Origin of the sequence: Photobacterium sp. DA100, from assembly GCF_029223585.1 — a bacterium.
Taxonomy (GTDB): domain Bacteria; phylum Pseudomonadota; class Gammaproteobacteria; order Enterobacterales; family Vibrionaceae; genus Photobacterium.
The window spans coordinates 1,873,739-1,886,097 of the sequence record NZ_CP119423.1 but is presented as its reverse complement, the minus strand read 5'-3'; the positions used below and the strand labels follow the sequence as shown (position 1 = coordinate 1,886,097).

General features: G+C 48.1%; 10 protein-coding genes. 7 read left to right on the top strand and 3 right to left on the bottom strand.

Going from position 1 to position 12,359, the window contains the following annotated elements:
* Positions 1–64: 64 nt before the first annotated feature.
* Positions 65–517, bottom strand: a complete 453-nt coding sequence (locus PTW35_RS08820; protein ID WP_281027473.1) for a GAF domain-containing protein — start codon at positions 515–517, stop codon at positions 65–67.
* An 88-nt stretch (positions 518–605) separates the two neighbouring features.
* Between PTW35_RS08820 and PTW35_RS08815 the strand changes: the two genes are divergently transcribed.
* From PTW35_RS08815 to PTW35_RS08795, 5 genes are all read left to right on the top strand, one after another.
* Entirely contained in the window at positions 606–2,435 is a 1,830-nt protein-coding gene (locus PTW35_RS08815) for an ABC transporter ATP-binding protein (protein WP_281027472.1), read from the top strand.
* 45 nt (positions 2,436–2,480) lie between these two features.
* Positions 2,481–3,677 (top strand): paraquat-inducible protein A, encoded by a 1,197-nt coding sequence (locus PTW35_RS08810; protein ID WP_281027355.1) that lies wholly within the window; start codon positions 2,481–2,483, stop codon positions 3,675–3,677.
* Positions 3,658–6,285, top strand: a complete 2,628-nt coding sequence (locus PTW35_RS08805; RefSeq protein ID WP_281027354.1) for an MlaD family protein — start codon at positions 3,658–3,660, stop codon at positions 6,283–6,285. The genes PTW35_RS08810 and PTW35_RS08805 overlap by 20 nt, the downstream gene beginning before the upstream one ends.
* Positions 6,286–6,398: 113 nt before the next feature.
* Positions 6,399–7,829: a 16S rRNA (cytosine(1407)-C(5))-methyltransferase RsmF gene (gene rsmF, locus PTW35_RS08800; protein ID WP_281027353.1), complete on the top strand. Its 1,431-nt coding sequence runs from the start codon at positions 6,399–6,401 to the stop codon at positions 7,827–7,829.
* A 494-nt stretch (positions 7,830–8,323) separates the two neighbouring features.
* Positions 8,324–8,911, top strand: a complete 588-nt coding sequence (locus PTW35_RS08795; RefSeq protein WP_281027352.1) for an FMN-dependent NADH-azoreductase — start codon at positions 8,324–8,326, stop codon at positions 8,909–8,911.
* 86 nt (positions 8,912–8,997) lie between these two features.
* On the opposite strand, the gene PTW35_RS08790 is transcribed toward PTW35_RS08795, so the two are convergent.
* Positions 8,998–10,257 (bottom strand): MipA/OmpV family protein, encoded by a 1,260-nt coding sequence (locus PTW35_RS08790; RefSeq protein WP_281027471.1) that lies wholly within the window; start codon positions 10,255–10,257, stop codon positions 8,998–9,000.
* Between the two features lie 279 nt (positions 10,258–10,536).
* Positions 10,537–10,845: a DUF496 family protein gene (locus PTW35_RS08785; protein ID WP_039461131.1), complete on the bottom strand. Its 309-nt coding sequence runs from the start codon at positions 10,843–10,845 to the stop codon at positions 10,537–10,539.
* Positions 10,846–11,301: 456 nt separating this feature from the next.
* Between PTW35_RS08785 and PTW35_RS08780 the strand changes: the two genes are divergently transcribed.
* Both PTW35_RS08780 and PTW35_RS08775 read left to right on the top strand, forming a co-directional pair.
* On the top strand, positions 11,302–11,511 hold the full coding sequence (locus PTW35_RS08780; RefSeq protein WP_039461130.1) for a cold-shock protein: 210 nt from the start codon (positions 11,302–11,304) through the stop codon (positions 11,509–11,511).
* Positions 11,512–11,964: 453 nt separating this feature from the next.
* Positions 11,965–12,174: a cold-shock protein gene (locus PTW35_RS08775; RefSeq protein WP_036830632.1), complete on the top strand. Its 210-nt coding sequence runs from the start codon at positions 11,965–11,967 to the stop codon at positions 12,172–12,174.
* Positions 12,175–12,359 lie beyond the last annotated feature (185 nt).

Here is a 12,359-nt window from a genome sequence, read left to right as displayed (position 1 = left end):
ATCAAAAAGAAATTGTTCCGCTATTATAGTTACCTAACGCTGAAAAACCACCGAAAGCATGCAATTAGAGCCTTTTTTGTAGTTCTTCTAACAAAGAAACTAGTCCATCTTCGTCGGATTGACTAAATCTTGATAAGATTGGGCTATCAATATCCAATACACCGAACAATTCCCCCTTCACCGAGAACGGAATAACAATCTCCGAATTGCTTGCAGCATCACAGGCAATGTGCCCTTCGAACTGGTGCACATCGGCAACCCGCTGAACACGATTCTCGGCAATGGCTGTTCCGCAGACGCCTCGACCGACTGGAATCCTGACACAAGCCGGTTTCCCCTGGAAAGGTCCCAATACCAATTGGTCCCCTTTCAAGATATAAAAGCCCACCCAGTTAATATCTTCTAACTCCATGGCCAGTAACGCACTAATATTAGACATATTAGCAATGAGATCAGACTCACCCTCGATCAACGCGATAGCTTGTTTCGTCAGCGTTTGATAATTCTCTGATCTAATTTCCATGGCTTACTCCTTTTTGAGCCGTTAGAATGGCTTTTTATCAATAATGGGAATCATTATCATTGTGAGCAACGATTCAAACCAAATGATTAACTGGTCTTGGCTGTTAAAGCAAGCAAAACATCATCGTCCCCGCTTGATTGCCGCGAATTTTATTGCGCTCATCGCGACCCTTATTAGTGTCCCTATCCCACTGCTAATGCCTTTGATGGTCGATGAGATCCTGCTCGACAAGCCCGCTGGCGGTATCGAATTCCTTAACCACTTTCTGCCTCAGTCGCTGCACCAGCCTACCGCCTATATCCTGCTGGTTCTGTTGTTCGTTGTCTTGATGCGCGTGGGGAGCCAAGCGCTCAATATCCTGCAAAGCCGCCAATTCACCCTCGTGGCCAAAGATATCACCTACAACATGCGACAGCATCTGATCGATAAACTTGGTCGTATCAGCATGCGACAGTACGAAGAGCGTGGTAGCGGTGGCATTACCTCCCACCTTATTACGGATGTCGAAACCATCGATAAATTCGTTGGCGATACCCTAAGTCGCTTCCTGATCGGTTTCCTGACCGTTCTTGGCACCGCCGCAATCTTACTGTGGTTGAACTGGCAACTCGGCCTATTCATCCTTCTGGTCAACCCGATAGTCGTTTACGCCTCCAAACTAATGGGAAACCGGGTAAAGACCCTGAAGAAAAAAGAAAACCAGGCGTTCGAGCGGTTCCAGCAACGTCTGGTGGAAACCCTTGATGGTATCTACCAACTGCGAGCTGCCAACCGCGAGCGGGATTTCCTTAACCAGCTGAAGTCCAATGCCAACGATATCCGCCATGACGCGGATAAATATGCGTGGCAGTCGGAAGCCGCTGGCCGTATCTCCTTCTTGCTGTTTCTGGTTGGCTTCGAATTGTTCCGCGCCATGGCGATGATTATGGTGCTGTTTACTGATCTGACCGTAGGCCAGATGTTTGCCGTATTCGGCTACCTATGGTTCATGCTGGGTCCGGTACAGGAACTGCTGGGGATCCAGTTTGCCTGGTACAGCGCCTCGGCAGCTATGCAGCGCCTCAATGGCCTGATTGCAATCGAAGAAGAAGTTCGCCCAGTACAGAAAATCAATCCCTTCCAGGACGATCACCGTCTCGATATAGAAGTAAAGAATATTCACTTTGCCTATGACGAGGATAAGGAAGTACTGGGCGGGATGAGCCTGACCATTCCTGCCGGTAAGCGGGTAGCACTAGTGGGCTCTTCCGGCGGTGGCAAATCAACATTGATCCAGCTGTTGCTGGGGATCTACCAGAAGGATGCCGGTGAGATATTGGTCAATGGTTATCCGATTGAAGACGTCAGCTATGAAGCACTCCGTAACAAAATGGCAGTGGTCCTACAACACCCTGTATTATTTAATGATACTATGCGCCACAACCTCACCTTAGGAGGGGATTACAGCGACGATCAACTATGGCAGGCGCTAGAAATCGCACAAATGATGGATGTCACCCAGCGCCTGACCGAGGGGTTGGATACCGAGATTGGTCGCCAGGGGATCAAGCTCTCAGGCGGCCAGCGCCAGCGGCTCGCCATTGCGCGAATGGTGCTAACCAACCCTGAGTTTGTCATTTTGGACGAAGCGACATCAGCATTGGACACTGCCACGGAGGCGGCGCTGCATACTGCGCTAAACCAGTTCTTGGCCGGCCGGACCACGCTGATTGTTGCTCACCGTTTATCTGCGGTTAAACAAGCTGATGTAATCTACGTGCTTGAAGACGGACAGGTCAGCCAAAGCGGTACGCACCTCGAGCTGGTTAACGAAGAAGGCTTGTACCAAACCCTGTATGGCTCGGTACAGTCAGCCGAAAGCCAAACCGATTCGGTGGCACAAGTATCTGTAGCCAGAATGAACCTAAAATAATAATATAGTGTTCATTTAAAGCTTTTATTAAAGGAATAAACGTTAATGACCACAGCGAGACTATGCCCCGGTTGCGATTTGCCTTTGCTTCCGAAGGTCGCTGAACAGGGACAAAGTGCGTATTGTCCACGCTGCAACACCCGCTTGTACCGAGGTGGTCATTTTCGTTTTTCCAGTGAGCTAGCGATTGCCTTCGCCTGCCTTATCCTTTTTATTCCGGCTCATTTATTTCCGCTGATCACGATACGCCTGTTCGGAGTGATGATCCCTGCTACCCTGACGTCGGGTACTTTCTCGCTAGCGCCAAATTTCCCGGCCGTTGCGGCCCTTATTTTGTTCTGTAGCTCCATCGCGCCTTTGCTTGTCTGTGGCTCGGTACTGGGGGCACAGGTAGGGCTCAGATTCCGCCGCATAAAACTTTTTCGCCGTTCACTATGGATAATCGAACACCTCAAACACTGGGCCATGTTTGATGTCTTTTTAGTGAGCCTTGGGATCTCCTGTTTCAAGGTCCAGGACTACGCTGACATTTTTGTCGGTCCGGGACTATATTCACTGGTATTGTTGCAGTTGCTGACCGCCCTGCTCCTTACCCGCATCAGCATCAACCGCTACTGGGAAGCCTGGCAACCAGAAACTGAACACAAGAAATTCAGTCATGCTCGCCATTGCCATCACTGCCACATGACCCAAGATGATCATGAATACTGTGTGCGTTGCGATACCCCGCTCCACAAGCGAATGCCGCAGTCCATCCAAAAAACATGGGCATACCTTATCGCGGCAACAGTGTTTATCTTCCCTGCTAACCTGTATCCGATTTCTATTTTCCTGAATAATGGTAAACGTGTCGAAGATACCATCTTCTCTGGTGTCGCCTCATTGGTAAACTCCGATATGATCGGCATTGCCATCATTATTTTTGTTGCCAGTATTGTCGTGCCGGTCGCCAAAATCCTTGGCTTGGCCTTTATCCTTCTGACTATCCAGTTCAAACGCAGCGTCAACCACCTGCAGCGCATGAAGCTATACCGTTTCATCCAATGGATTGGCAAATGGTCGATGATGGATCTGTTTGTTATCTCGATCATGGTCGCCCTGATAGACCGTGATCAATTACTCGATTTTACCCCCGGCCCGGGCGCCATTGCCTTTGGTGTCGTGGTGGTGCTTACAATGCTTGCCGCTGAAAGCTTGGATTCTCGTCTGATATGGGACAACTATGAACAACGGACCAAATAATCAACAACCTAAACCGGTCAATGTAAAACGCGATCGTGGGATTTCCCCCCTCTGGATCCTCCCGATGCTTGCCTTGGTTCTCGCAGGTTGGCTTGTCTTCAAAGCCGTCAATGAAGCCGGAGAGCGGATTAAAATTCACTTCAATGATGCTGCCGGCTTGGTCGCCGGACGAACAACCATCCGTTATCAGGGGCTTGAAGTGGGTATTGTTCGTGACGTTAACCTATCCAATGATCTGAAAAGCATTTATGTCGAAGCGGATATCTATCCTGAAGCGGTCCAAATCCTCCGCTCGGGCACCCGCTTCTGGCTGGTTAAGCCAAAAGCATCTATTACCGGGATCTCCGGCCTAGATGCCCTCGTCTCTGGTAACTACATCGCTTTGCAGCCGGGCGAAGGCAAATTTACCAATGAATTCGATGCGCTCGACAGCCAGCCGGCGGACACCCCTGTCGGGGAAGGCCTGAAAATCCAACTGCGCGCGCCTAATCTGGGCTCCATCAATATCGGCTCCCAAGTCCTCTACAAGAAAATACCGGTTGGTGAGGTATACAATCACAGCCTCGATCAGGACAACAAGCAAGTGATCATTGATGTATTGATCAAACCGCAATACGCGGACTTGGTGACGAATAAAAGCCGTTTTTGGAATGTCAGTGGCATGAGCGCCAATATCGGCTTCAACGGTGTCGACGTGCAGTTCGAAAGCCTTTCCGCAATGATAAGCGGAGCCATTGCTTTTGATTCGCCGGATAAAGGACTGCCAATCGAGCCTGATCACCTTTTCCGCCTGTATCCCGACCTCAACACTGCTGGACGCGGTATTGCGATTACGATTGACCTGCCGGAGAACAGCAACATCAGCGCAAGTGGCGCCCCGATTGTCTACCGCAGCCTGCAGATTGGTCAGATTTCCGATATCCGCCTTGATAAAGAGCGCGGGACAATTGTCGCCCACGCCGCCATTGAGCCGATGATGAGTGATCTACTGACCACTGGGTCCAAAATGTTGCTGGAAGAAGCCGAACTCTCTTTGAACGGCGTTAAAAACATTGGCAACCTTCTTCGCGGCAACTTCCTGACCCTGATCCCAGGACCGGGAGAGACCAGCCGCCAGTTCATCGCCATCAACCAAGACGAACTGCAAGAGCAGCAGCCTGGCGTGGCCTCGTTCGCCCTCTACGCAGATGACAGCTACGGCATTAAACGTGGTACCAAGCTCAAGCACCGTGGTTTGGAAGTCGGCCGGGTAAAATCCGTGAAGCTAGATGGCAATACCGTCCGCTTTGATGTGATTGTCCGCCCGGAATACACCAAGCTCATTCGCTCTGGCAGCCGGTTTTATCTTGATGGCGGTATCGAGGCGAATTTAAGCAGCAAAGGCTTGGATCTATCAGTCCCACCGGCGGATCAGTTGATCAGTCAGAGCATCAGCTTTACCAGCAGTGGCAGCAGCAAAGTACTCGACCAATACCCACTGTACAAAAGCCGCCAGTTGGCCACGCTTGCCGCGGAACAGGCGCATGGCTTTACGACTGTCGAACTGTTTGCCGACGAGCTTCCCCCGGTAGACAAAGGCAGCCCGGTGCTATACCGCAACATGGCTGTCGGTGAAGTCCACAGCTATGCACTCTCTCGCGACGGCGTCAGTATCAAAATAAAAATAGATAACAAATACCGCCACCTGATCACCGCAGATACTGTTTTTTGGAATCGTTCCGGGGTGGAAATACAGGCCGGTCTTGATGGTGTCCATGTCAAGGCCGATCCTATTAGCACCTTGATCAAGGGCGGCATTGCCTTTGACGAAATCCAAGGGGTTACCAACCGCCTTGGAAACCGCTACAAACTTTATGACAGCTACCTAGAAGCCAAAAATTTTGGTCTGGTTGTCACAATGATTGCAGAAGATGCCAAAACAATAAAAGTGACGACCCCAATTCGCTATCAGGGAGTCAGCGTGGGTAAGGTGATTGAAACTGAGCCCGATTTCAACACCGGCAAAGTGATTGTCAAAGCCCGCCTGTATCCGAAGTATGCCGAGATACTCGCCAAAACAGATAGCCACTTCTGGATTGTCACACCTCAAATTAGTATTACTGGCGCCAAGGATCTTGATACGCTGCTGAGTAGCTATATTGCTGTTACACCGGGCAAAGGCACCTACTCGCAGAATTTCACACTGGGTTCAACCAGGCAGGTAAACAGCGGGCTGACGGTGATCCTCGAATCAGAAAAACGCAACTCAGTGACTGAAGGCACGCCGCTGCTGTACCGTGATATTCAAGTGGGCGAAGTGGTGAAGGTCAGCCTTGGTGAGTTGGCTGACAGAGTCATTATCGAGGCGCAGGTCGAAAAGAACTTCAGCCACCTCGTGCGTAAGGATAGCGTCTTTTGGAATGTATCGGGTATTGACGTCACGATCGGTTTGACGGGTGCTTCGGTACAGAGCGGTACCGTTGATAGCTTGATCCGTGGCGGGATCGCTTTTGCCACGCCTGAGGCTCAGCCACTGGCACCAGTCGCCAAGAGTGATAGCCGCTTCTTGCTACACGATACGGCCAAACCAGAATGGAAAAATTGGCGTACAGCCATTCCAAGGCACTAAAAAACCGGTAAAACGACAATCACTGGAAAGGAGCAGCAATGCTCCTTTCTTTTTACCTCGCTAACCACAAATGATAAACTTCCGCCCCACTGCTAGATAATCGAGACATTCCCTTGCATCCTAATATCCATATTCCAGACGCATTCATTGAGCAAATTCGTCAAATCATGCCAGAGCACCTGAGCATGGATGAGTTCATCGCTATCTGTAAAACGCCATTGCGTCGCAGTATTCGTGTCAACACCTTGAAGATCAGTGTGGAAGACTTCCTTGCCCGTGTGGCTGACAAAGGCTGGACACTCACACCGGTGCCATGGTGCGATACAGGATTCTGGATTGAGCGTGAAGATGAAGAGTCCGTCTCTCTGGGCAACACTGCCGAGCACATGGCGGGCCTATTCTATATCCAAGAAGCCAGTTCAATGATGCCGGTGGTGGCACTGCTCAAAGACAACGACAAGCTTGATTGCGTGCTGGATATGGCCTCGGCACCGGGCTCGAAGACGACCCAGATTGCCTGTGCCATGAATAACCAGGGTGCCTTGGTGGCCAATGAGCTGGCCGCCAGCCGTATCAAGGTACTGCACTCCAACCTGCAGCGCTGCGGCGTGTTCAACGCAGCCCTGACCCACTTCGACGGCTGTGTCTTCGGTGGCTGGGCACCTGAATCTTTCGACTCTATTTTGCTCGATGCGCCATGCTCTGGTGAAGGGGCTATCCGAAAAGACGACGATGCCATGGCAAACTGGAGTCTTGAGTCCGTCGAAGACATTGCCGCAGTACAGCGTGATTTGATCATCAGTGGCTTCCAGGCGCTCAAGCCAGGCGGTGTGATGGTCTACTCTACCTGTACCTTGAACCTGAGTGAAAACCAGAAGGTCTGCCAACATCTTAAAGAGACCTTTGGCGATGCGGTAGAGTTCGAATCTTTGGCTGACTTGTTCGATGGCGCGGATAAGGCGCTTACCGAAGAAGGCTTCTTGCACGTCTACCCGCAGATTTTCGACAGCGAGGGCTTCTTTGTCGCGCGTATTCGCAAACTCGCTGCCGTTGAATCTCCTGCGGTCAAAAAGCGCAAGGGTAAATTCCCGTTCAGCCCAGCCAGCAGCAAAGATAGCGAAGCGATTTCCCAGGCATTCAAGCAAGATCTGGATCTGGACATTCCTGCCGACAGCGAAATTTGGCTTCGCGATAAAGAGGTATGGCTGTTCCCATCGAAGCTGCGTGATCTCCTGAGTGAAATCCGCTTCCAGCGTATCGGTATCAAGCTGGCTGAACAGCACAAAAAAGGTTACCGCTGGCAACATGAAGCCATCATGACTCTGGCAACAGGCCAGGAAAAAACAGCCGTTGCACTTGATGCGGCGCAGGCAAAAGAGTGGTTCATGGGACGTGATATCCGTCCAGATGACCTCTCGGGCAAGGGTGAGCTCATTGTCACTTACCGTGACTTCCCTATCGGTATTGGTAAATGGGTCGGTAACCGCATTAAAAATGGCTTGCCTCGCGAGCTGGTAAGAGACACCAACTTATTTGACATTTAATATCGCGTTCTAAGCAAGTAATTTATGGTTTTAAAGACTAGCATTAAGTTACTGCAACAGATTCGCTCAATAGACAGGATATTTTTGTTAAGTATCAGAGATGAATGACATTCTTAGTGGTAAAACTGGCAAATCGTACTGCTTGAACTAACATTGATAGTGTAATTGATCTCCATTTACTAACCAGTTAGCGCAAGGCTCTCACGAGCCATTCCCCTAAGCCCGAAACAGGAGTCGTTTCGGGCTATTTTTTATCTTTCGCTCCCCCATCTGTCTTTGCCTGGCCTTTTTGATATAACTGTTCATACTCGCGCAAAATCATTGCCATCTCTTTATGGCATCAAATCTAACCATTACAAATCAATCAGTTGAGACCAATTATTACCATTCAGTTTTTTCGAATAACTTAACCGATTTTTTCCGCTATCTTCCATGCTTGACCATTTGTATAGTTACTCCCAAGCCAAACGGCAATGCATTTCAAGGAGCAAACTATGTCAAACGTTCTAGTACTAAAATCAAGCATCCTCGGTGACTACTCGCAATCAAACGGTCTTATCGATCACCTGGTTAATTCAATGAACACCAGTGCCATTATTGAGCGTGACTTAGCGGCTCAGCCACTGCCGGTTTTGGATGGCGAGATTGCTGGCGGCCTACGCGGTGGTGACAACCTGAGTGAAAAACAGCAAACGGCTCTGGCTCTTTCTGATCAGCTTATTGAAGAAATCAAAGCCAGCGATACCATTGTCATCGGCGCGCCAATGTACAATTTTTCTATTCCGACTCAGCTTAAGAACTGGTTCGACTTGATTGCCCGTGCAGGGGTGACCTTCAGCTACACTGAAAACGGCCCTGTCGGCCTGCTCACCGGCAAAAAAGTCATTGTAGTGACAACTCGTGGCGGTATGCACAAAGGTGGCGACACTGACATCATGGTACCTTACCTGAAAACCTTCCTGGGTTTTGTCGGCCTTAACAATGTTGAAGTGGTTTATAGCGAAGCATTGGCGATGGGCGAAGAAATGGCAGCCAAAGGTATTGCACAAGCCAAGCAAGAGCTAGATAGCCTGGCGCAATAATTGTGTACAGCCGTGCCTTCTCGCGGCACGGCTTGTTGTGCCTTACCCACTCTCGCTACTGGATTGAATATATGGGTAAGGCTTTTTTAGAAATCAAATTGCACGTAGACCGTATTGTAATTACTACCCCCTTTGATACGGCCGAACTGGGAGGCACTTTCAAAGATAGCTGAGCGGTGATGCAAGCTGTAACCAAACCATACACTATCTAACGGTTTATGGTTGAAAACATCTCCAAGGTTGACGTCAAAAGAGAAATCTAAATAGTTAAGCAGCTTGCTTGGCTCATACCCCTTGCGATCCATCTCCGACTGCTCGATATAGGTAATGCGGTTGACGTAAGACAGGCCCTCTGCCACACCAAAACGCCACTGTACCGGCCATGTGAAGGTGTAATAGGCTTTGATGGCCATGACATATTCTTGCGTTGAGCTTTGAACATCGGAACTCCAGTGCCAAACAAAACCAGGCGTCAGGTAAATATCCAACGGAAAGCCGAACAGCTCATCGGTTAGCGGATGGCCGTAGAAGAATGACGTCAGCTGATTGTTGAATTCATCTTTTACTCTATTTCCAGAGAATATCTCGCCAATATTCGACGGTGTTGCCCAGCCATGGGCGACGCGCAAATAAGGCTTGTTACCAATACTCGATTTTCTCGGTTTCTTGACATCATTAAAGAAACCAAAGCCTAAATAACCTTCCCCCTGCCAGTTATCGCTAACCAAAGCAGAATCGCGCGTATTGCTGTCAAAATAGCGAGCATACACTCCACCCAATAGGTACAAATTTGACGTGACGTGGTAACTAAATGCCGACCCTACCCGCAAATCAACACCTGAAGAAATATCCTCAAAGTTCAGCCCATAGTAGTAACTGTTATAATCACTGTCTTTCCAAAGTAGCGATGCTTTGGGCAGGATGCGCCAATCATCGAACTGGTAATCGCCACCGATAGAAAACTGCGAGCTGAACCTACCATCAGGATCCGACAACAATTCAAAGTCGGTGTAGTAGTTTTCATCCCAGCGGTACTTGTACTGCAACCCGAAATCCGCTGTGTCGCCGCCTATCTCATTCTGAAAAGAAGATGGAATGTCGATAAAGTGCATTCGAATGAGGGCATTAACTTCCCAGTCTTGCTCACGGTAAAGGTTGAGCCCACCTTCTGTCCCATTGATGAACAGGCGGTTCCCCTGGTAGAACATCATCGGAACAAAACTTGAGACCGTAGAATCCTCGACGACCGATTCTGTCGCATAGGGGATTGAGGCACTGCGCATAACCGCCGCGATACCCCACTTTTGTTCACCGTCTCTTTGCTGCCGTAAGTCATCCACCGAGATGAAACCTAAAGGCTTTGTATCTTCCGTGACCACAGGTTGTTGTTCTGTCTCGGCTGCCAAGGCAACCAATGGCAGACAAGCGATGAATCCAAAATGTTTAAACAAGCAATAACCCTCAAAAATAACCCGCAACTATAATAGTAGCTGTCTCATACCTATATATACCTGAATTTATCGACATTTTTGTCGTGCTAGAGTAAAAAAGTTGTCGTGCCGAGACAAAAAAGCACAAAAAAAGCCCGATCACATGATCGGGCCTTTATAAATCAGTCTTAACAATTACTGATGAGAAGCGATTTCTGCTTTCTTCAGCTCTTTCACACTCTTGCTTACTTCACGGCGCTCTTTAGAAAGTTCAGCACTGATGATGATGTGGTCGTCAACACGATCTTCGTAATCGCCTTTCATGTTTTCAACGATTTCGACGATCTGATCGTGTGTCATATCAGCTTTGATATAGTCGAGTAGGTTTTCCAATAATTCAACACGCTTACGGTTGTCGCGAATTTTACGGTCGTTGTCCAGGATTTCACGCTTTAGCTTGTTCTTACGACGAGTTTGACGAACTAGCTCTAGGATAGTGTTCATTGTTTGTCCTTATATGAATCTACAAAACCTAACTGCCTCCCGTTATAGCAGAAACCGGTATTGCCACTCAAGTCACATTTTGAGCAGTTAAACCAAAACCGGCTGCTTCCTTGACTTATTTCAGTTTCACTCAAGAGAGAGCACTTATACATCACAAAATGATGAAAGCTAAAAGTAAGATTTAGTTAAACTTGTGAGACTATTTCAGCAGAGGTTCAGGTTGCCGAAAATCCTGTGAAAGTCGCCACAAAATTCTCATTTTTTTATTTGCAATTAGCTCAATGCTGCCTAATCTTTGAATTGACCAGTAGTGTTTGGCGTTGAAACAACAGTGACTCTGACTCGCTTCATCTAGCAATACTATTTTGCAAGTCCAACTGGAGCAAAAAGATTCAATTGTCACCTTGGTTAAATAGTATTGGCACATGTACAGATGTAAGTTATTCAGGAGACAACATGTCTAAAGCAACAGGTACCGTTAAGTGGTTCAATGAAGAAAAGGGTTTCGGTTTCATCACACAGGACAACGGCGGTGCTGATGTATTCGTTCATTTCCGTGCGATCACTGGAGACGGCTTCAAGACACTCGCGGAAGGTCAAAAAGTAAGCTTTGAAACAGAGCAAGGCCCTAAAGGTTTACAAGCGGCGAACGTAGAGAAAATTTAATCTCTTATTCACACTTGGATAAAAGGGCTGCTTAGGCCCTTTTTTACTTTCTAGATTAATACTTTACTCCTCTAAAAACACGTTAAACCACAGTAACTGCTCTATTTTCGACCTTTCACTCTAATGTGCCGACAAATTAGTCAAAAAAGCGATAACCTTTTGTTTAACCTTGTCAATGCAGTGGTTTTGCCGCCATCTAAATCACACTTTTCAATATAAATAATTAAATTTTCAAGTAATTGCTTGCCACCCACCCTCTCGTGTGGCCTAATGTGCTTGGCCTGAAATGCAGACCTATTTATGCAACAAATTGAAATAGAAAACTTCGTTACACCGCTTCATCGAGCGACGTTGTCCTGAAGAGCTCAACATTCTTTTGTCCATAAGTAATTCATTATGATGGCTTAAGTACGCAACAAGCGTTAATTAATTATTTTATTCAGGAGACATCACATGTCTAAAGCAACTGGTATCGTTAAGTGGTTCAACGACGAGAAAGGTTTTGGTTTCATCACTCAAGACAACGGCGGTGCTGACGTATTCGTTCACTTCCGTGCTATCGCTGGTGAAGGTTTCAAATCTCTAGCTGAAGGCCAGAAAGTATCTTTCGACATCGAACAAGGTCAGAAAGGTCCTCAAGCTGCTAACGTTGAGCGCATCTAATTCGCGTTAACGTGAAGAATACTAAAAGGGTGCCCTCGGGCGCCCTTTTTTATTTTCTTATCCCCTCACCTCTATATCTCGTCCTGCCTGCTGAAGCATTTGATACCAAGGCCAATATCAATCAGCCTTGTATTTCTTGATAATCAGCGTCATCAACCTCAAGAGTTCGACGGGTACAGACCGTG

Coding starts and splice junctions, on each gene's coding strand:
- PTW35_RS08780 (WP_039461130.1), top strand. CDS start 11,302: ATGTCTAAAGCAACAGGTACCGTTAAGTGGTTCAATGAAGAAAAGGGT.
- PTW35_RS08815 (WP_281027472.1), top strand. CDS start 606: ATGATTAACTGGTCTTGGCTGTTAAAGCAAGCAAAACATCATCGTCCC.
- PTW35_RS08795 (WP_281027352.1), top strand. CDS start 8,324: ATGTCAAACGTTCTAGTACTAAAATCAAGCATCCTCGGTGACTACTCG.
- PTW35_RS08785 (WP_039461131.1), bottom strand. CDS start 10,845: ATGAACACTATCCTAGAGCTAGTTCGTCAAACTCGTCGTAAGAACAAG.
- PTW35_RS08805 (WP_281027354.1), top strand. CDS start 3,658: ATGAACAACGGACCAAATAATCAACAACCTAAACCGGTCAATGTAAAA.
- PTW35_RS08810 (WP_281027355.1), top strand. CDS start 2,481: ATGACCACAGCGAGACTATGCCCCGGTTGCGATTTGCCTTTGCTTCCG.
- PTW35_RS08775 (WP_036830632.1), top strand. CDS start 11,965: ATGTCTAAAGCAACTGGTATCGTTAAGTGGTTCAACGACGAGAAAGGT.